The sequence below is a fragment of the Protofrankia coriariae genome (genome assembly GCF_001017755.1).
Classification (GTDB): Bacteria; Actinomycetota; Actinomycetes; order Frankiales; family Frankiaceae; genus Protofrankia; species Protofrankia coriariae.
Genome location: NZ_JWIO01000009.1, coordinates 25,393 through 44,966 on the forward strand (window position 1 = coordinate 25,393; position 19,574 = coordinate 44,966).

The 19,574-nt window shown below is 71.2% G+C and carries 18 protein-coding genes and 1 pseudogene; 7 read left to right on the forward strand and 12 right to left on the reverse strand.

Annotated features, from left to right (window positions below):
* Nucleotides 1-26: 26 nt before the first annotated feature.
* A pseudogene (locus tag FrCorBMG51_RS26450) lies at nucleotides 27-1,148 on the reverse strand (LLM class flavin-dependent oxidoreductase); the annotation flags it as partial.
* A gap of 52 nt (nucleotides 1,149-1,200) precedes the next feature.
* Complete coding sequence (locus FrCorBMG51_RS07630; protein WP_047222399.1) at nucleotides 1,201-1,971, reverse strand: alpha/beta hydrolase; 771 nt, start codon at nucleotides 1,969-1,971, stop codon at nucleotides 1,201-1,203.
* 703 nt (nucleotides 1,972-2,674) lie between these two features.
* Here FrCorBMG51_RS07630 and FrCorBMG51_RS07635 point away from each other — a divergent pair.
* Nucleotides 2,675-3,571: a LysR substrate-binding domain-containing protein gene (locus FrCorBMG51_RS07635; protein WP_086055323.1), complete on the forward strand. Its 897-nt coding sequence runs from the start codon at nucleotides 2,675-2,677 to the stop codon at nucleotides 3,569-3,571.
* Nucleotides 3,572-3,734: 163 nt separating this feature from the next.
* Nucleotides 3,735-4,736, forward strand: a complete 1,002-nt coding sequence (gene rfbB, locus FrCorBMG51_RS07640; RefSeq protein ID WP_047222400.1) for a dTDP-glucose 4,6-dehydratase — start codon at nucleotides 3,735-3,737, stop codon at nucleotides 4,734-4,736.
* Nucleotides 4,737-4,842: 106 nt separating this feature from the next.
* On the opposite strand, the gene FrCorBMG51_RS24870 is transcribed toward rfbB, so the two are convergent.
* Together FrCorBMG51_RS24870 and FrCorBMG51_RS28030 are read right to left on the reverse strand one after the other, a co-directional pair.
* A complete protein-coding gene (locus FrCorBMG51_RS24870) occupies nucleotides 4,843-5,841 on the reverse strand; it encodes a hypothetical protein (RefSeq protein WP_139342204.1) in 999 nt (332 codons plus the stop codon).
* A 228-nt stretch (nucleotides 5,842-6,069) separates the two neighbouring features.
* On the reverse strand, nucleotides 6,070-6,342 hold the full coding sequence (locus FrCorBMG51_RS28030) for a hypothetical protein (RefSeq protein ID WP_076842752.1): 273 nt from the start codon (nucleotides 6,340-6,342) through the stop codon (nucleotides 6,070-6,072).
* A 765-nt stretch (nucleotides 6,343-7,107) separates the two neighbouring features.
* On the opposite strand from FrCorBMG51_RS28030, the gene FrCorBMG51_RS07655 reads away from it, so the two are divergent.
* Entirely contained in the window at nucleotides 7,108-8,037 is a 930-nt protein-coding gene (locus FrCorBMG51_RS07655; protein WP_047222402.1) for a type IV toxin-antitoxin system AbiEi family antitoxin domain-containing protein, read from the forward strand.
* Nucleotides 8,038-8,244: 207 nt separating this feature from the next.
* Here the strand turns inward: FrCorBMG51_RS07655 and FrCorBMG51_RS07660 are convergent, their stop codons facing one another.
* The 8 genes from FrCorBMG51_RS07660 to FrCorBMG51_RS07695 form a co-directional block, all read right to left on the reverse strand.
* Nucleotides 8,245-8,604: a metal-sulfur cluster assembly factor gene (locus FrCorBMG51_RS07660; protein ID WP_047222403.1), complete on the reverse strand. Its 360-nt coding sequence runs from the start codon at nucleotides 8,602-8,604 to the stop codon at nucleotides 8,245-8,247.
* 187 nt (nucleotides 8,605-8,791) lie between these two features.
* Complete coding sequence (gene sufU, locus FrCorBMG51_RS07665; RefSeq protein ID WP_013873125.1) at nucleotides 8,792-9,253, reverse strand: Fe-S cluster assembly sulfur transfer protein SufU; 462 nt, start codon at nucleotides 9,251-9,253, stop codon at nucleotides 8,792-8,794.
* On the reverse strand, nucleotides 9,250-10,602 hold the full coding sequence (locus FrCorBMG51_RS07670) for a cysteine desulfurase (RefSeq protein ID WP_235433405.1): 1,353 nt from the start codon (nucleotides 10,600-10,602) through the stop codon (nucleotides 9,250-9,252). Before FrCorBMG51_RS07670 ends, sufU begins: the two co-directional genes overlap by 4 nt.
* A 5-nt stretch (nucleotides 10,603-10,607) precedes the next feature.
* A complete protein-coding gene (sufC, locus tag FrCorBMG51_RS07675; protein WP_047222404.1) occupies nucleotides 10,608-11,387 on the reverse strand; it encodes a Fe-S cluster assembly ATPase SufC in 780 nt (259 codons plus the stop codon).
* A 142-nt stretch (nucleotides 11,388-11,529) separates the two neighbouring features.
* Nucleotides 11,530-11,847, reverse strand: a complete 318-nt coding sequence (locus tag FrCorBMG51_RS07680) for a non-heme iron oxygenase ferredoxin subunit (RefSeq protein ID WP_047222405.1) — start codon at nucleotides 11,845-11,847, stop codon at nucleotides 11,530-11,532.
* Nucleotides 11,847-13,157, reverse strand: a complete 1,311-nt coding sequence (gene sufD, locus FrCorBMG51_RS07685) for a Fe-S cluster assembly protein SufD (RefSeq protein WP_235433406.1) — start codon at nucleotides 13,155-13,157, stop codon at nucleotides 11,847-11,849. Before sufD ends, FrCorBMG51_RS07680 begins: the two co-directional genes overlap by 1 nt.
* Entirely contained in the window at nucleotides 13,157-14,581 is a 1,425-nt protein-coding gene (sufB, locus tag FrCorBMG51_RS07690; protein WP_047222406.1) for a Fe-S cluster assembly protein SufB, read from the reverse strand. Before sufB ends, sufD begins: the two co-directional genes overlap by 1 nt.
* Nucleotides 14,578-15,633, reverse strand: a complete 1,056-nt coding sequence (locus FrCorBMG51_RS07695; RefSeq protein ID WP_476742127.1) for a helix-turn-helix transcriptional regulator — start codon at nucleotides 15,631-15,633, stop codon at nucleotides 14,578-14,580. Before FrCorBMG51_RS07695 ends, sufB begins: the two co-directional genes overlap by 4 nt.
* Before the next feature lie 351 nt (nucleotides 15,634-15,984).
* Here FrCorBMG51_RS07695 and FrCorBMG51_RS07700 point away from each other — a divergent pair, with 351 nt between their 5' ends.
* The 4 genes from FrCorBMG51_RS07700 (at nucleotide 15,985) to FrCorBMG51_RS33035 (ending at nucleotide 18,939) form a co-directional block, all read left to right on the forward strand.
* On the forward strand, nucleotides 15,985-16,485 hold the full coding sequence (locus FrCorBMG51_RS07700) for a transcriptional regulator (RefSeq protein WP_052914473.1): 501 nt from the start codon (nucleotides 15,985-15,987) through the stop codon (nucleotides 16,483-16,485).
* Nucleotides 16,486-16,716: 231 nt separating this feature from the next.
* Entirely contained in the window at nucleotides 16,717-17,658 is a 942-nt protein-coding gene (locus FrCorBMG51_RS07705; RefSeq protein WP_047222408.1) for an ABC transporter ATP-binding protein, read from the forward strand.
* Entirely contained in the window at nucleotides 17,655-18,503 is an 849-nt protein-coding gene (locus FrCorBMG51_RS07710) for an ABC transporter permease (RefSeq protein ID WP_047222409.1), read from the forward strand. The genes FrCorBMG51_RS07705 and FrCorBMG51_RS07710 overlap by 4 nt, the downstream gene beginning before the upstream one ends.
* Nucleotides 18,504-18,570: 67 nt before the next feature.
* The gene (locus tag FrCorBMG51_RS33035; protein ID WP_476742126.1) at nucleotides 18,571-18,939 is read left to right on the forward strand and encodes a COX15/CtaA family protein; all 369 of its coding nucleotides are present in this window, start codon (nucleotides 18,571-18,573) and stop codon (nucleotides 18,937-18,939) included.
* The last annotated feature ends 635 nt before the right edge of the window (nucleotides 18,940-19,574 follow it).

The following is a 19,574-nucleotide window of genomic DNA, read 5'->3' on the forward strand; positions in this document are numbered from 1 at the left end:
GCCGCCGGCACGGCCGGGCGGCCGCGCCCGGCGTCCTCCCGCACGATCTCGCCGCGACGGCCCGTCGCCGCGCGGTGGGCCAGTTCCTCGCGCACCAGTGGGAGGATGTAACGGCCGTAGTCGATGACGTCGTCGAGATTGTCGTACCCGCGGATCGAGATGAGCTCGGCACCGAGGTCGACATAGTCGAGGATGGCGGCGGCGACGGTCTCGGGCGTCCCCACCAGGGCGGTGGAGGCGCCGGCGGCGTTGGTCGCGGAGGCCGTGGGCGTCCACAGCGCACGATCGTGCAGGTCACCGTCGCGGGCCACCCGCAGCAGCCGCTGGGAGCCGACGTTGGGCGGTTCCTTCGCGCCGGTGGCGCGGAACGCCGCGTGCGCGAGCCCGTTGTTGCCCCGCAGGACGTCGAGGATCCGATGGGCCTTCTCCCAGGCCAGCTCCTCGGTGGGGGCGATGATCGGACGGAAGGTGACCCAGATGCGGGGGGTGTCCTCGCGACCGGCGAGGCGGGCCTGCTCGGCCACCGCGTCGATCTGTTCCCTGGTCTCCCTGAGCGGTTCGCCCCACAGGCCAAAGATGTCGGCCTGCGCGCCGCCCACCTGGTAGGCCTCCGGCGACGACCCGCCGACCGACACCGGGATGCCGCCGTTGACCGGCCGTACGACCGAGACGAAGTCCTCGAAGGAGTAGTAGGTCCCGGCATGGTCGAACGGCGTCGTCGAGGCCCACGCCCGGCGGAGGATGTCGATGTACTCGGCCTGTCGCGCGTAGCGTTCGGTCTTGCCCAGCCGGTCGCCCTCGCGGGCCTGCTCGTGGTCGTCCCCGCCCGCGATGAAGTGCACCACCGCGCGTCCACCGCTGAGCTGGTCGAGGGTGGCCAGCTGTTTGGCCGCGACCGTCGGGTAGATGGTGTTGGGCCGCAGCGCGACGATCGGCCGGAGCCGCTCGGTGAACTGTGTGATGGCCGTGGCGAGGGTGAACGGGTCCTGGAAGGAGGAGTGGTAGGGCACCAGTGTGTAGTCGAAGCCGCCGTCCTCCAGGGCCCGCGCGTAACGCCTGAGGAAGGGCACGTCAATGGCCGGGAGACGGAGCCGGTTGAGCTCGTTGGACGGATTGATGTTTATGCCGCTGATGAATTCGACGGTCATGACGGTCCTCCGGATGCGCCGGACGGGTGGCTGATCGGCGCCGTTGACGCGGCTACGACCAGGGGGTCCAGCGCGCGATTTCGGGCAGGTCGGCGCCGGCCCGCAACCGTTCGAGGAACAGCACGACCACGGCCGCGGCTGTCCGGTGGGTGGCGTCGTTGAGGGCGTCGTGCTTGCCGCCGTCGATGGTGACGAACTCGGCGACGGGCGCGCCCGCGTAACGCTCTCGCGCGGCCGGCAGCGGGCTGAGCAGGTCGGCCGTCCCGTGCAGGCCGAGCACCGGTACGGCGACCCGACGAAGATCACCGTCGGCGATCCAGGACCGGGGTATCGGGACGGTCAGCGCGCCACGGCGCACCGACACGTCGGCGTCCAGCCGCGCCTGGTGGGTGGGGCAGGCGGTGCGCTCACCCAGCTCGGTCTCCCACTCCCATTCCCCGATGTCCGTGACGGTCGTCTCCCCGCCGGGAAGACCGACGAGGATGAGGCCGTCGACCCGCACCTTCCCGGCGGCGACCAGCGCCGCGGCGAATGCCGCGCCCGCGTCGGAGCCCGCCAGCACGCGCGGCGCGGGCAGGTCCGGGTCGGCCAGCAGACGGTTGATCTGGGACGTCACCGTCCGCTCGTGCGCGGTCGGGTCGCCGACCACCCGGACCCGGTAGCCGTCGAAGGCGATCCGGTTGCCGAACCGCTCGTAGAGCCCCGGATGCTCGCCCCGGCCGGCGATCAGGATCACCGTTCCCCGCGGCGCGACCGCGGGCGGGTTGTCCCACGCCGCCACCGTGGGCGCGACTGCGGCGGCGGCGAGCTGAGCTGACGTCATCGACCTACGTCCTTATGTCCGGTTGGGAGCTGATATCTGCTATGCCCGACAGGTGGAGATAGATGGGTGAATAGGCGAGGTGGCGGGCGTGACGGTGTGGCGGGCGTGACGGTGTGGCCCACGCCGGGCCCCGCGGCCCCGGAGCCGAGCCGGCCCGTGACAGCGCCTCGGCCGGTGGCCGGGAGCCTCTCGGGATGACGGGCGCATGCCGTGCCGACCGACGCGAGCCGACGGCGCGACCGGCAGCGGGCGCCGGCACCGGGCCGGGAACCGCCAGGAGCCGGCGCTGACGTGCCACCCGGACGAACCGGATGAACCGGACGATCGAAGCGATCCGAACGACCCGATGACCCCGATGACCCCGATGACCTGGATGACCTGGATGATCCGTTATGGCTCGGCCGCCGGTCGCCGGATCAGGCCGGGCGGTGACGCGCCGGTGTCAACGGACGGAACAAGGCACGGGACAACAGGCGGAGGTGATGGTCCCGAAGTCGATGACGCGCCTGCGGGTCAGGACGTGCTGCGCGATCCGGCGTCGCGGTGGACTATAGAAAACAACACGGAATGTAAGCGGTCCGTGCTGCCGCACACCCCGTTTCCTGACCATGGCCATCAGAATGGTGCCATTTCCCGTGGATGTCCAACGCGGATCCACGATCAGACCTATTACGAAATGAAATCAGTCGCGCTATCGTGCACTGTGCCCCCCGTACTGGACCTCACGGCCCTGCGCAGCCTCACGGCGATCGCCGACTACGGCGGCTTCCGCCGCGCCGCGGAGGCGTTGTGCATCTCGCAGTCGGCGGTGAGCCAGCATGTGCGCCGCCTGGAGAAAGCGGTCGGCCGGCCGCTGGTCGCCCCGGACGGCCGCGGCACACGCTTCACCCCTGATGGTGAACTACTCGTCGCCGTGGGGCGACGGATCCTCACCCTGCACGACGACGCGCTCGAACAACTGGGTGTGGACGCGGTGCTGGCGGGCCAGTCGACCATCACCATCGGGTCGACCGAACACGCCGCCGACCATCTGCTCCCGCTGGTGATGTCCGCGCTCACCACGGAGTTCCCCGACGTCCAGGTCAGGTTCCGGCTCGACCGGGGAGCCCGCATCAACGAGGCACTCGACCGGGGCAGCATTGACGTCGCCGTGCTCATCGGGGAGGGGAACGCCGCCACGGCCCGTCCAGCCGGCCGGCTGCCGCTGGCCTGGTTCGCGGCCACCGACTGGGCGGCGCCCCCGCCGGAACGGCCGCTGCCACTGGTGGCCATCGACGATCCGTGCACCATCCGTAGCCAGGCGTTACGGGTGCTGGCCCGGGCCGGGCGCACGGCCTCAGTCGTCGGTGAGGCCGGATACCTCGCCGGCGTGCTGCACGCGGTCCGCGCCGGCGTCGGTGTCGCGCTGCTCGCCGATGTCGGGGCGGTGCCGCAGGGACTGGAACGCCGTGACGATCTGCCACCGGTCGACCCCGAACCGCTCCATGTCCGCGCTCGCCGCAGCGCCCATCCCCGGCTGACACATCTGATCGGCAACGCGGTGCGCACGGCGCTGGACGAACGTCCTCGGACTGACCGGCGTCCTGGCCCGGCGTCCTGAGCCGGCGTCCTGAGCCGGCATCGCCGCTGGCCGCCGCTCGCCGCGACGGCGGCCTCGACCAGCGGGCGGCGACCAGCGGCGTCACCCGGCCGTGAGAGGCTGGCCCGGATCGGAACGCCGATGCCGCCGATCCCGATCTCTTCCGAAAGGGGACGTGCCACCCATGTCGACGCTGCTGGTCACCGGAGCCGCCGGGTTCATCGGGTCGAACTTCGTCCGCTACTGGCGTGAGTGGCATCCCCAGGACCAGGTGGTCGCGCTGGACGCGCTGACCTACGCCGGCTGCCGGGACAACCTCGCCGACGTGCTGGCGGAGATCACGTTCGTACACGGGGACATCCGGGACCGCGGGCTCGTCGAGTCGCTGCTGCGGGAGCACAAGGTCGACGTGGTGGTCAACTTCGCCGCCGAGTCGCACAACAGCCTGGCGATCATCCGTCCCGGCGACTTCTTCTCCACCAACGTCATCGGCACCCAGACGCTGCTGGAGGCGGCCCGCACGGTCGGGGTGGCCCGCTTCCACCAGATCTCGACCTGCGAGGTCTACGGCGACATGGACCTCGACGACCCCGGCGCGTTCACCGAGGACTCCCCGTACCTGCCGCGGACGCCGTACAACGCGGCCAAGGCCGGTGGCGACCATGCGGTGCGCGCCTACGGCCTGACCTACGACCTGCCGGTGACGATCACGAACTGCTCGAACAACTACGGGCCGTACCAGTTCCCGGAGAAGGTCATCCCGCTGTTCGTCACCCGGGCCCTGCAGGGCGAGAACCTGCCCCTGTACGCGTCGGTGCGTAACCGCCGGGAGTGGCTGCACGTCGCCGACCACTGCCGGGCGATCGACGCGGTACTGGAACACGGCCGGCTCGGCGAGACCTACCACGTCGGCAGCGGGGTCGAGGCCGACATCGAGACCATCGCCAACACCATCCTCGCCGAACTGGGCCTGCCGGAGTCGCTGAAGACGATCGTGCCGGACCGCCCGTCCCACGACCGGCGGTACCTGCTCGACTCGACCAGGCTGCGCACCGAACTCGGCTGGGCGCCCGAGATCGGCTTCGCCGACGGGATGCGGGCAACCGTCGCCTGGTACCGCGACAACGAGGCGTGGTGGCGGCCGCTGATCGGCCGCTCCCCCGTCTCGGAGACCGCCTGGCGCTGACCCGCCCACGGCCCCGGCCGGGCCAGGCGTGGAGAGCCGGGGTGCGGTTCTCGCGGCAGGTCCGGATGCCGGGCCCGCCGCGGGACGGCCGTCCACGATCAGAGCGTCAGATCGTGCTCCCGTCCTGTTTCCAGGCGCGGGCCCGGGCGAGGAAGGACCGGACGCCGTCCGCGTTCGCGTGACCGGCCCGCAGCGCGAGCAGGGTCGCCGCCAGCGGACGGCCCACCGCCCGGAACGGGCGGGGCGCCAGGTCGAAGGCGGTGCCGGCCCGGTCGAGCGCGGATTCCACGTCGCCACGGTGGGCGTCGGCGGCGGCCAGATGGGCGAGCGCGACCGCGACGAATCCCGGACGGTTCATCGCCGTCAGCGCGGGCAGGGCGACGTCGGCGTAGTCCGTGGCGGCGCTGTGGTCACCGGCCGCCGCGGCGGCGATCAGCCCGTGGTAGGCGACCTCCACCGGGTGGACGGCACCGGGATCCTCCCCGCCGGGAGTCCCCCGCTGCTCGGCCGGCAGCGCGAACGCCTGGCCGATCGCCCGGTCCGCGATCCTGGCCACCTCGTCGGGACGCCCGCCGGGCAGGACCGCGACCGCCCGCGCCTGCAGCGCGAGCGCGGCGATGGCCACCGGGGTGCCGTTGGCCTGGCGCTGGCCGTCCATGGCAAGCCGCAACGCCGACTCCGGATGCTCCTCGTACAGCTCGATCATTCCGGCGATCTTCCGGGCGTAGCCGACGGCTAACGCGTCGCCGGCGGACCGGCCGTGCCGGTAGGCGGCCTCGGCGAGCCGCCGGGCCTGGTCGATCCGGTCAGTGTTGAACAGCGCGTCGGCGCGCAGCGCCTCGACATGGGCCAGGGTGGCGCCGGCGGCCCGGCGCTGCGCCGGGGCCACCCGACGTTCGGACAGGCGGACGACCTCCGCGTAGAGGGCGTCCAGCCGCGGCAGGGATTCGGTCAGCGGAATGTCCTCGTACTCGCAGACCAGTACTCGGAAGCGCGCGTCGACGTCCGCCAGCTCGTCGACGAAGGGCGACATCGTCACTGCGCCGCCAGCGGCGAGAGTGGCCAGAACGGCGAGCTGACGTCGGCTCGGGGCCCCTGTATCCACCGTGATGACCTCCCTGACCTGGGCTTCTGGCCAGTGTCGGGCCATCGTCTCTGATCGTGCCGTTGATTGAGCATGCTTACTCCCCGTGTCGCTACGATCTGTACATATAACCGTAGCGACACGAGACGCTTGCGGTAAGTAAACAGGAAGGCATGTCTCGGGCTAGGTGTGTTCTCCGTCCCGTCCCGATGCGCTCTCCCCGGCGCGCTCCCCTCGGCGCGGCGGTCCTCAGGGGCGGGCTGGCGCGCTCGCCCGAGAACGCAGCACAAGGGAGCCCGCGAACAGACCGACGCTGATCGCGAGCTGCGCGAACCACCAGGCCGCCACATCGTGATGGCCCGAGGCCGGGCACAGCGCCGAGAGCGCCACAAGCCCGGCGCCCGCGTAGGTGGCCGCCCCGAGCCCCCAGCGGCGGCCGGCAAGCAGCGCGACAAAGGCCACGAACAGCAGCACCAGGGTGACGTCACCGATGGCCCCGATCAGGACCGGCGTCCGATCCACCGCCTGAGGGCCATCGGGAACCGGCTCGATCATCGTGGCAACGACGGTCCCAACGGCAAGAACGACAGCCCACCAACGCAGAACAGCCGACCGAACAGCACCGACGGCAGCCGGACCCACCCGCGACCTCGACCCCGCCGGCACCGCCAGCGGGGACGAGCGCAGGGCATCCGGACGACCCTGCCAGCCCTCGGCTTCCCGCCCGGCCAGCCGCACGCCCCCACCGGCCCCGCCGGCCTCACCAGTTCCGCTAACGCTGCCAACCCTGCCGGTTCCACCAACCCCGCCGGTTCCACCAACCTCACCGGCTCCGCCAACGCTGCCGACCCCGCCAGCACCGCCCGCCACAGGCGCATCAACCCCGCCGTCTGGCACGCCTCCGCCATCGACACCCGTACGACTGATGACAGCGTTGTCGATATTCAGGGCGTCGACGTCCCAGCCAACCCCGCACACAGACGTCTGCCAACGGGCTGTCTCGGACTCCAGCTCAGTAGTGACCGTCATATTTCCACGATAGGCCCGCCCGCCACTCCACACGCCCCCGCGCTAACTTGCCGACACCTCCCCAGCGCCACCCACCGCGAACCGGGCTTCCGAACCTGTGGCCCGGCCCCATCCCAGCCCACGCCGGCATCCGCGCCGGCCGCCGTGACCACACCACCTACATCACTGTCCGGGATCTTGAATCGGCGCCTTCGACGGTTGTCCACAGATCCGTTTCAGGTATGGCACCGTTCCGGGGTGCGTGGGGAAGATCCAGTCATGGTCCGCTCGCCGTTCAGCACACCGCCGGCTCTTCTGCGTCAGGCGCGGCAGCAGGACGGGGTGATCAGCGGCTCGCAGGCCCAGGCTTTCGGGCTGACCCGTCGGCAGATCGCGCGTCTTGTCCACAGCGGCGAGTGGCAGTATCCGGGAAGAGGCGCGTACCTTCTGCCTGGGGCTCACCCGCATCGGAGCCGGGTTCGCGCGGCCCTGCTACACCGGCCGGACGCCGTTGCCTGCGAGATCACCGCGGCGCGGCTGCTGGCGTTCGGCGGCCTCCCGGTGGCACGGCCCGACGAGCCGGTGCACCTGCTGTTGCCATTCGAGTCCGCGCGGAGACAGCCGAACGGCGTGAAACTGCACTGGGATGACGTGCCGCACGCCCACGTCACGGACATCCACGGCATTCCGACGACATCGGCGCCCCGCACACTCGTCGACATGGTGCTGCGCCGCGACCGTGATGATGCCGTCGCTCTCATGGACGCGGCGTTGCGCGGCGGTCATCTCACCGATCTCACCAGCGCCCGGTCCCTTGCGTTCGGCAGGCGGGGCGCGGCAGCGCGGTCGAGCTGGTGGCGGCACGCCGACGGCAGAGCCGAGTCCCCGCTGGAGACGCGGCTACGGCTGTTGCTGACCGACGCCGGCGTGGCTCCCGAACAGCTCCAGTGGCAGGTCCGGGACGACAGTGGACGCGTCGTCGCCCGTCTGGACCTGGCCTGGCCGAGCCGTCAGCTCGACGTCGAGGCGGACGGGACGTCCGTACACGGCGGCCCGGTGGCCCTGTACCGCGACCGGCACCGGCAGAACCTGCTGACAACACTCGGCTGGACCGTACTCCGCTTCACCTGGCCCGACGTGACACAACGCCCCGGCTACGTGACCCACACCGTCACACGCGCCCTCGCCACGGGCAGCGGCCAACCATGATCAGCGTAAGTTTGTCGTTGTGTACGCATATCGGGCCGAAAAGCGTACACAACGACAAAATTATAGCGATCATGAACTGGAAAGGGGCGCTGGATGGCAGTCGGGCGGCCGGCCGACGGTGGCCGGGGTTCGGCGGTGGGGGGCGGTTCGGCGGTGGCCGAGGTGGCCGGGGTTCGGCGGTGCCGGTCCCGGGGCAGGCGTCCCGAATCAGACGTTGAAGCCGAGGGCGCGCAGCTGGTCGCGGCCGTCATCGGTGATCTTGTCGGGGCCCCACGGCGGCATCCAGACCCAGTTGATGGTCACGTCGTTGACCAGGGCGTCCGGGCCGTCGGTGAGGGCGGAGCGGGTCTGGTCCTCGATCACGTCCGTCAGCGGGCACGCCGCCGACGTCAGCGTCATGTCCAGGGTCACGGTGTTGTCGTCGTGGATGTTGATCCCGTAGACCAGGCCCAGGTCGACGACGTTGATGCCGAGCTCGGGGTCGACGACGTCGCGCATGGCCTCCTCGACGTCGTCGAGAGCGGCCTTGTCGACGGCAGCACCGGCGGCCACCCCGCCGGCGGCCACCCCTCCGGCGGCCTCCCCCCCTGGGGCCGTCCCGCCGCCAGCGCTCTGCCCGCCACCGGCGGCCGTCCCGTCGACAGCGGNCCGGTGGCGGCCGGGTCGCCGGCGGTGGTGGCAGCGGTGGCCGTGGCTCGCGCCGCCGCCGGGTCGCTACCGGTCGTCTCCTGGTCGGCCAGCGTGGTGGTTTCGCTCATCGGTCCGTCTCCTGTTCCGGGATGCCGCCCACGGCCTGCGCGGTCGCGTCCTTCCAGGCCATCCATGACAGCAGGGCGCACTTGACCCTGGCCGGATACTTTGACACGCCCGCGAAGGCGACCGCGTCCTCCAGCACGTCCTCGTCCGGCTCCATGGTGCCGCGGGACTGCATCAGCGCCAGGAACTCCCGTTCCAGTCCGAGCGCGTCGGCCACGGACCTGCCGATCACAAGGTCGGTCATGACGCTCGCGGACGCCTGGCTGATCGAACAGCCCTCGCTCTCGTAGGAGACGTCCGTCACCACACCGTCGGCGACCCTGACCCGTAGGGTCACCTCGTCGCCGCAGGTCGGGTTGACGTGGTGGACCTCGGCGTCGAACGGTTCGCGCAGCCCGCGGTGATGCGGGTTGCGGTAGTGGTCCAGGATGATCTCCTGGTACATGGAGTCCAGTTTCACGTTCCGAAGAACCTCCGGACATGCCCCAGACCTTCCACGAGCGCGTCGACCTCACTTCGGGTCGAGTACAGGTGGAAGGACGCCCGGGTCGTGGCCGGAACGCCGAAGCGCAGGCAGACCGGGCGGGCACAGTGATGCCCCACACGGACGGCGACACCGAGTTCGTCGAGCAGCTGGCCGACGTCGTGCGGGTGCAGCGGCCGGCCGTCGGAGCCGGTCAGGACGAACGAGACGGCGCCGCCCCGGTCGACCGCGTCCGGCGGCCCGATGATCCGCAGCCCGGGTACGGCGGTCAGCCGCTCGATGGCGTAGGCGGTGACGTCGTGCTCGTGCGCGGCGACGGCGTCCATGCCAAGATCGGTGAGGTAGTCGACGGCGGCGCCGAGACCGACCGCCTGGGCGATCATCGGGGTGCCGGCCTCGAACCGGTGCGGCGGGGCGGCGTAGGTCGACGCCTCCATCGTCACGAGCTCGATCATCTCGCCGCCGCCGAGGAACGGCGGCATGACCTCCAGCAGCTCGCGCCGGCCCCACAGCACGCCGATCCCGGTCGGCCCGCACATCTTGTGGCCGGTGAAGGCGAGGAAGTCCACGCCGAGGGCGGTGACGTCGATCGGCATGTGCGGCACGGACTGGGAGCCGTCGAGGACGACCAGCGCGCCGACCTCGCGGGCCCGGGCGACCAGCGTCGCGACCGGGTTGACCGTGCCGAGGATGTTCGACTGGTGCACGAACGAGACGACCTTCGTCCGCTCGTTGATCACCTGGTCGAGGGTGGTGAGGTCAAGGCGGCCGTCGTCGGTGATGCCGATCCAGCGCAGCGTCGCCCCGGTCCGCCGGCACAGCATCTGCCACGGCACCAGGTTGGAGTGGTGCTCCATCTCGGTGACGACGACCTCGTCGCCGGGGCCGAGCCGGAACCGCTCCGCCTCCGGGCCGGACGCCGCCGCGTTGCTCATCGCGTAGGCGACGAGGTTCAGCGCCTCCGAGGAGTTCTTGGTGAAGACGACCTCGTCGCGCCGAGGGGCGCCGATGAACGCCGCGACCTTGTCCCGGGCGTTCTCGTACAGCGCGGTGGCCTCCTCGGCGAGGACGTGGATGCCGCGGTGGACGTTGGCGTTGTGCAGCTCGTAGTAGTCCCGCTCGGCGTCGAGGACGCGGGTGGGCTTCTGCGAGCTCGCCGCGCTGTCGAGGTAGACCAGCGGCCGGTCGTCGTGGACCCGGCGCGTCAGGATCGAGAAGTCCTTGCGTACCCGCTCGACGTCGTACCCGGGCACCGGCCCGCCCACCCCGGTGAGGGTGGGCGCGGGCCCCGCGTTGGCCCTGGTGTCGCTCCCCGTGTCGGTCATCGTCGTCACGCCACCGTCCCGGCCGGCTCGGTCGTCTTCACGTACCGGTCGTAGCCGCTGTCCTCCAGGACCGCGGCGAGCTCCGGGCCACCGGAGTCGACGATGCGGCCGCCGGCCATCACGTGGACGAACTCCGGCTTCACGTATCGCAGGATGCGGGTGTAGTGGGTGATCAGCAGGATGCCGGTCTGCCCCGCCGACCGGACAGACTCGATGCCGGCGGAGACGATCCGCAGCGCGTCCACGTCGAGGCCGGAGTCGGTCTCGTCCAGAATCGCGATCTTCGGCTTGAGCAGGGCCATCTGCAGGATCTCGTGGCGCTTCTTCTCGCCGCCGGAAAAGCCCTCGTTGACGCTGCGCTCGGCGAACGCCGGGTCCATCTCCAGCGTCGCCATGGACTCGCGGACCTCCTTGACCCACGTCCGCAGCTTGGGCGCCTCACCGCGCACGGCCGTCACCGACGAGCGCAGGAAGTTCGACACCGACACACCGGGCACCTCGACGGGATACTGCATGGCCAGGAAGATCCCGGCGCGGGCCCGCTCGTCGACGCTCTGCGCGAGGACGTCGACGCCGTCCAGCGTCACCGTTCCCTCGGTGATCGTGTACTTGGGGTGGCCTGCGATGGAATACGCCAGCGTCGACTTGCCGGAGCCGTTCGGCCCCATGATCGCATGGGTCTCGCCGCGACGGATCGTCAGATCCACGCCGCGCAGGATCTCCCTCCCCTCGGCGGAGTCGGTCTCCACCGAGACATGGAGGTTACGGATCTCAAGGGTCGACACGTTAGTTCAATCTCCTCAAACCGCTATCTGTGACGCGCGCCGCGCACCCTGCCCTGTGCCCTGCCCCACAGGGCCTGCCCCGCTGTGGAGGCCTGCCCTGGAGGACTCGCACCGTGGCCTGGCGTGCGCTGCGCGCCGTGCGCTATGACTCCCCGACGTCCACGAGCACATCGTCGCCGTCGATCTTCACGGGATAGACGGGCACCGGCTCGGTTGCCGGCAGCCCAAGGGGCTCACCTGTGGTGAGGTCGAACTGCGAACCGTGCAGCCAGCACTCGATCTTCGCGTCCTCGATCTCGCCCTGGGAGAGCATGACGTCGGCGTGCGAGCACTCGTCGCGGATGGCGTAGACCTGCCCGGCCGCCAGCGCCAGGCACACCGGCTCCCCGTCGATCTCCACCCCGAGCGGGACGTCCTCGCTCAGGTCGGAGAGGGCACACGCCCGCTGGAAACCGCCCACTACACGACCCCGCCGAGCTCGGCCTCGACCGCCGCGGCGATCCGCTCCCGCAGCGAATCGATCTCGATCCGGTCGACGATCTCGGCGAAGAAGCCCCGGACGACCAGGCGCCGCGCCTCGTCCGCCGGAATGCCCCGCGCCATCAGGTAGAACAGCGCCTCGTCGTCGAACCGCCCGGTCGCGCTGGCATGGCCGGCGCCGACGACCTCCCCGGTGGAGATCTCCAGGTTCGGCACCGAGTCCGCCCGGGCGCCGTCGGTGAGGACGAGGTTGCGGTTGAGCTCGTAGGTGTCGGTACCCACGGCGTCCGCCCCGATCACGACGTCACCGATCCACACCGCGTGCGCGCCGTCGCCCTGCAGGGCGCCCTTGTAGGCCACCCGGCTGCGGCACGAGCGCGGGCCGTGGTCGACGAGCAGGCGGTGCTCCTGGTGCTGGCCGGCGTCGGTGAAGAACAGCCCGTAGAGCTCCGCGTCCCCACCGGGCCCGGCGTAGGTGACCGTGGGTGACAGACGTACCAGATCACCACCGAGGGTGACGGTGAACGAGCGGAACCGCGCGTCCCGACCGACCGCGGCCGCGTGCGCGGCCACGTGCACCGCGCCGGCGTCCCAGTCCTGCAACGACACCAGCGTCAGTGACGCGCTGTCACCGACCGACAGTTCGACGTTGCCGGCGAACGTGGCCGCCCCGGTGTGATCAAGCACCACCGTGGCGGACGCGAACGCGCCGACCTCGACGACCAGATGGCCGTAGGCGACCCCGCCGCCGCCGTGCAGCCGCACGACCACCGGCTCGGCCGGCGCGGCCTCGGCGGGAACAGTGATCACGACGGCGTGCTCGGCCCGGGTCATCGCGAACGCCGACACCCGGTCGGACGGGGTCAGCACCCGCCCGATACGCCCGTCATCGAGGCCGACATGCTCGACCGTGACCGGCGGCGGGGCCTGCACGCTCACCTCAAGGGCGGCGTCGGTCGCCTCCGGGCCGGTGAGCAGGCCGCGCAGGCGGCGCAGCGGGGTGAACCGCCACTCCTCCTCACGCCCGGTCGGGACGGGATGGGCCTGCGGGTCACGGGAGTGCACCGGCCGCGGCCGGCTGTCGGGCCGCCGGTCNTCGGGCCGCCGGTCCGGCGCGCCCGCGGCCGCCCCGGGCCGAGAGCCGAACGGCAGGCCGGTCGACGACCCCGCCGGCACCGGCACGGTCGCGGTGGCGGTTCCACCGACCGCGGTGGCGGCGGGCGACCCGTCCGGCGAGCCCGACGGAGTCGGTGAACCCGGCGAACCGTTGTGGGCAGGAGCTGTCACCATCAGCCGACCGCGCCTTCCATCTGCAGCTCGATCAGTCGGTTGAGCTCGAGGGCGTACTCCATCGGCAGCTCGCGGGCGATCGGCTCGACGAACCCGCGCACCACCATCGCCATCGCCTCGTCCTCGGACAGCCCGCGGCTCATCAGGTAGAAGAGCTGGTCCTCCCCGACCTTGGACACGGTGGCCTCGTGCCCGATGGAGGCGTCGTCCTCGCGGACGTCGACGTAGGGGTAGGTGTCCGACCGGCTGACCGTGTCGACCAGCAGGGCGTCGCACTTCACCGTCGCCCGCGAGTTGTGCGCGCCCTCCTGGATCTGCACCAGACCGCGGTAGGACGTGCGGCCGCCGCCGCGGGCCACCGACTTGGACACGATCGTGGACGACGTCCGCGGCGCCGCGTGCACCATCTTCGCGCCGGCGTCCTGGTGCTGGCCGGCGCCGGCGAAGGCGATCGAGAGCACCTCGCCCTTGGCCTGCTCGCCGAGCAGCCACACCGCCGGGTACTTCATCGTCACCTTGGAGCCGATGTTGCCGTCGATCCACTCCATGGTGCCGCCGGCCTGGCAGGCGGCCCGCTTGGTCACCAGGTTGTAGACGTTGTTCGACCAGTTCTGGATGGTCGTGTACCTGCAGCGGGCGTTCTTCTTCACGACGATCTCCACGACCGCGGAGTGCAGCGAGTCCGAGGAGTAGATCGGCGCGGTGCAGCCCTCGACATAGTGGACGTAGGCACCCTCGTCCACGATGATCAAGGTCCGCTCGAACTGGCCCATGTTCTCGGTGTTGATGCGGAAGTACGCCTGCAGCGGGATCTCCACGTGCACGCCCGGCGGGACGTAGATGAAGGAGCCACCGGACCACACCGCGGTGTTCAGCGCGGCGAACTTGTTGTCACCGACCGGGATGACCGAGCCGAAGTACTCCTGGAATATCTCCGGGTGCTCCCGCAGGCCGGTGTCGGTGTCGAGGAAGATGACGCCCTGCTCCTCAAGATCCTCACGAATCTTGTGGTAGACGACCTCGCTCTCGTACTGGGCCGCCACGCCGGAGACCAGACGCTGCTTCTCGGCTTCGGGGATGCCGAGCTTGTCGTAGGTGTTGCGAATGTCCGCCGGCAGGTCGTCCCAGCTCTCCGCCTGCTTCTCGGTCGAACGGACAAAATACTTGATGTTGTCGAAATCGATCCCGGACAGGTCCGCGCCCCAGGTGGGCATGGGCTTGCGACCGAACAGCTTCAGACCCTTCAGCCGGAGCTGGGTCATCCACTCCGGCTCGCCCTTCTTGGCCGAGATGCCCAGGACGACCGCTTCGGACAGCCCGCGTTCGGCGGTCGCCGCGTACGCGTCCGTGTCGGACCAGCCGAACTTGTAGGAACCCAGTCCTTCGAGCCGACTGTCGATCTCGGTCTCAGGAGTTGTGGTCATATGACAGGACCCTCCGAGGAGGTCAGAGAAGTGGCGGTGGGGGTGGAAACAGGTGGGGCGGACCGCGGCGCGGCGGACACGGCCGGCCCGGCCGACGTGGCGGACCCGTCCGAGGCGGTAGGCCCGCTGGAGGCCGGGGCGGCACGATCGTGGTCGTCCTCGGGCCGCTGGGACTCCCGGGTCTCCAGCGGCACATGCGTCGTGCACACCCCGTCACCATGGGCGATGGTGGCGAGCCGCTGGACGTGGGAGTCCAACAGCCGCGACAACGCGGCCGTCTCCGCGCCACAGAGCTCGGGGAACTGCTCGGCGACATGCTGGACGGGGCAGTGGTGCTGGCAGATCTGGACGCCCGTCGGCAGCTGCGAGGCGCTCGCGGTGTAACCGGCGGCGGACATCGCCGCCGCCAGCGCCGCCGGCCGGTCGGCCGGATCGGCCCGGGCGACCGCGGCCCGCACCCGCCGCTCCAACTCGGCGGNCCGCTCCAACTCGGCGGCGCGCGCCTCGGCGAACTCCGCGACGACCGCCTGGCCGGCGACGTCCGCGAGAAAGCTCAGCGCGCTGGTGGCCAGATCCTCGTACGCGGTCGGGCCGGCCGCGTGACCGGCGGCGGTGAGCTGGTAGACCCGAGCCGGACGGCCACGGCCACGCGGAGCCGGGTTACGAGCCGACCGGGTGGTGATCGTGCCTTCCGCGAGCATCGCGTCCAGATGGCGGCGGATCGCCGCCGGTGACAGGCCGAGATGTGCGGAAAGGGTGACCGCGGTCGAGGGGCCGAGCTCCAGGAGCAGGCGCGCGACACGGTCACGGGTCCGGCCATCGGCCGCCGTACCGTTGGAGGNNTCGGCCGCCGTACCGTTGGAGGTGTCGGGCATGCTTTTCACAACACCACTGTGCCTTATTTCCCGCCGAGGGTCTAACCCCTCGGCCCACCGGTACGACGTGATCTGTCGAGGTACCCGACCATCGTGGCATCTGAGCTGGGCGAAGAGCGTCCGCTTGGGGCGAGCGTCTGATCCGCCACACCCGTCGGCGGCTCCGGGCAGCGGCATGCCGGCCCGCGGCGATACCACACGGAGACCACCCGCATCGGGCTGTCATCGTGTGAATCGACCATCTCACAGACCAACTCCTGACAGGCTGTGGCCGGGGGCGGAAGGCGTCTCCGGCTCGACGCGACCCGGACGGAGACCGTGACCGAGGCCGACCACAGCGCTCGCGAGCCCGACGCTGACCTGGCCGGCATCTCCGGATCCGCCCCGGACGCCGCCGGCACCGGTAAGGCCGGTAGCGGTAGGACTGGTAGCGGTAGGACTGGTAGCGGTAGCGGTAAGACTGGTAGCGGTAAAGCCGGTAACGGTAAGGCCGGCACGAGCCCGCAGCGCGACGACTACGCGGCGGAGCTGGGACGCCGGCTGCGAGCCGCCCGCCACCGGCGCGGCATGTCCCTCGTCGACGTCCAGGAGCGTACGAACGGGCGCTGGACCGCCGGCACCCTGGGCGCCTATGAGCGGGGACGCCGCTCCCTGCGGGTACACCGCCTGATGGAGCTGGCCGAGCTCTACGACGTGACCGCGGTTGTGCTCATCCCGTCCCAGACGGACCGCTCCGAACTGGCCGGCCTGCCGCCGCTGACCATCGACCTGCAGCGGCTGCGCAAGCTGCCACCGACCCGGACCGGCCCGCTGCGGCGCTGGATCGCGATCGTGCAGGTGCTGCGTTCGGAGAGCTCCCGGGACGTGCTGCGCCTGCGTCGCACGGACCTGCTCTCGCTGGCGCGGCTCTACAGCACGACGCCGCCGCTGCTCTACGAGCGGCTGCGCGCGTGGGGCACGCTCGTCGAGCCGGGATCCGGGCAGCGACCCGCCCTGCCGCGCGGGCGGCGCGGCCAGCCCCGTTCCTGACCCCGGTCCCGACGCCGTCCCCCAGCCCCGTTCCTGGCTCCGTTCCCGACACTGTCCCCCAGCGCCGGTCCCGACGCTGTTTCCCGCGCTCCCCCACGCCCCTTGGCCTCGTTCCCGGCCGTCGCCGGTGGCCGCCCGACGAACGTCGCGGGCGGGTCGCTGAGGGGTTCTGACCGCATCCGGGTGGTTCCGGTCGCACCTACAGCGGCAAAGGTCCGTAGGATCGCGTGTGTGGCGGACGACCTGGCAGTCGAGGTTTCCAGCCTGGTCAAGACCTACTGGCCACGCTCGAACCGGGCCATACATGCTGTCAACGATCTGTCACTGACCGTTGTGGCGGGTTCGGTCACGGCACTGCTCGGCCCGAACGGCGCCGGCAAGACAACCACGATCGAGATCTGCGAGGGGTTCCGACGCCCGGACGCCGGCCACGTGCGGGTACTCGGGCTCGACCCCGCCCGCGACGGACCCGCTCTGCGCCCACGGGTGGGAGTCATGCTCCAGTCCGGCGGGGTGTACCCGGGCGCCCGCGCCGGTGAGATGCTCGCCCTGATCGCCGCGCACCATCGCGACCCGCTGGACGTCATCGCCCTGCTCGAGCGTGTCGGCATCACCGAAGTGGCCGGGATGCCCTACCGCCGTCTCTCCGGCGGCCAGCAGCAGCGCCTGGCCCTCGCGATGGCCCTCGTCGGCCGTCCGGAGCTGGTCTTCCTCGACGAGCCCACCGCCGGCATGGACGTGCAGGCCCGCCGCGCCACCTGGGAGCTGATCGAACAGCTGCGGATAGCCGGGGTCACGGTGGTGCTGACCACCCATGCCATGGACGAGGCGGAGCGGCTCGCCGACCACGTCGTCATCGTCGACCACGGCAAGGTCCTCGCGGCGGGCTCCCCGGCCGAGCTGACCAGCGGCGGCGCCAAGGGGGAACTGCGGTTCCGGGCGCTGGCCGGCCTCGACATCGACCGGCTGGAGCTGGCCCTGCCCAGCGGCACCGTCGCCAGGGAGGGACCGCCCGGGCGCTATGTCATACAGGGGAAGGTCGACCCGCAGATGCTCGCCGCGGTGACCGCCTGGTGCGCGGGCAACGGTGTGATGGCCGAGGACCTCCAGGTCGAACAGCGCAGTCTTGAGGACGTGTTCGTGGAACTCACCGGTTCGGCGTTGCGGCCATGACCGACACGGAGGTACCGATCGGCGGCCGGAGCGGGAAGCCGGCCAGGCCGGTCGACTCCGGCTCCGCCGCGGGCGTGCGACAGCCGCTGGACCTGCGTCCCGCGCCGGGGGCGGCGAGCCGGTGGAACATGCTGCGCGCGCAGACGACGATCGAGCTGAAGCTGACGCTGCGGCGCGGGGAGTCGGTGCTGCTCACCCTGGTCATCCCGGTCGGCCTGCTGCTGTTCTTCACCGCCGTGGACGTGCTTCCCACCGACGGCGCCCGCTCGGTGGACTTCCTCGTCCCGGGCATCCTGGCGCTCGCGGTCATGTCGACGGCGTTCACCGGGCAGGCGATCGCGACCGGTTTCGAGCGTTCCTACGGCGTGCTGCGACGGTTCGGCGCCAGCCCGTTGCCCCGCTCGCTCCTGCTGGCGGGCAAGACGCTGGCCGTGGTCGCCGTGGAGCTCATCCAGGTCGCGGTGCTGGTCGCGGTCGGCTTCGCCCTCGGCTGGCACCCGCACGGCGGGCCGTGGTGGGTCGCGCTGCTCCTGCTGGTGGCCACCGTCGCGTTCTGCGGCCTGGGGCTGCTGATGGCAGGCACCCTGCGGGCGGAGGCGACGCTGGCCGCGGCCAACGGCGTCTACCTGCTGCTGCTGCTCGTCGGCGGGGTGATCGTCCCGCTGTCCCGGCTGCCGGGCTGGTTGGAGGCGGTGGGTCAGGCGCTGCCCACCGCGGCCGCCTCCGACGGCCTGCGGGCCGTCCTGCAGGACGGCGCCGGCCTGCCCGTCGGCGATCTGCTCGTGCTGTGTGCCTGGGCGGTCGGCTCCCTGGCGCTGGCGGCCCGGACCTTCAGATGGGAGTAGGGACACCGGTCGGAGCAGGAACGCCGGACCCGGACTTCTACAGACGGTAGTATCCACGGGAATGAACATGCGGCAGCCACTACGACTACCCACGGTGAGTCCGGTGGTCTTCCAGCGGCTCACCCGCGTCAGCGTCGTCCTGCTCGCGCTGATCGTGGTCACCGGCGGCGCGGTCCGGCTCACCGGCTCCGGGCTCGGCTGCCCCACCTGGCCCAGATGCAGCGAGGACTCGTTCGTCACGCAGTCGGAGTACTCCGTGCACGGCTGGATCGAGTTCGGCAACCGGCTGCTGACCACCGTCGTCGGGGCGGTGATGCTCCTGCTGCCGCTGGTGTCGTTACGGCTGCGCGAGCGCCGCCNCGCCGCCGTGACCTCGTCCTGCTCGCGTTCGGACTGTGGCTGGGCTTCCTCGGCCAGGTGGTGCTCGGTGGTCTGACCGTTCTGTTCAAGCTGCATCCCGCGCTGGTGGCGGGGCACTTCCTGCTGTCCATGCTGCTGCTGCTCGACGTCGTGGCGCTCGACCGTCGGGCCTGCGCCGGCCCGGGCCCGACGCGGCCGGCGGGTGGGCGCGNGCGAGCTGCTCTGGCTGTCCCGGCTGCTGGTGGGCGTCGCCGGGGCGGTGCTCGTCCTCGGCACGGTGGTCACCGGCACCGGGCCGCACAGCGGGGACTCCGCCGAGGCGAAACGGTTCGGGTTCGACATCACCAACGTCGCGCAGCTGCACGCCGACGCCGCGATGCTCCTGGTCGGGCTGGTCATCGCGACGGTCCTTACGGTGCGTGTCGGTGGCGCGTCCCGGGCTGCGGTTCGCGCGAGCAACGCGCTCGCCGTCATTACGGTCGCCCAGGCCTGCGTCGGGTTCGTCCAGTACTTCACCGGAGTCCCGGTCGCGCTGGTGGAGCTGCACATAGCCGGGGCCACCGCGCTGTGGATCGCAGCCCTGCACGTCTGGCTGGCCATGGTCAACCGACCGGCACCGGCCGACCTGCCCGCATCCCCGCCCGGCCCCCGGCGGCCACCGCCGACCGGCCACCCCACCACCGCCGGCCCCGCTACCGCCGACGCCGCTGG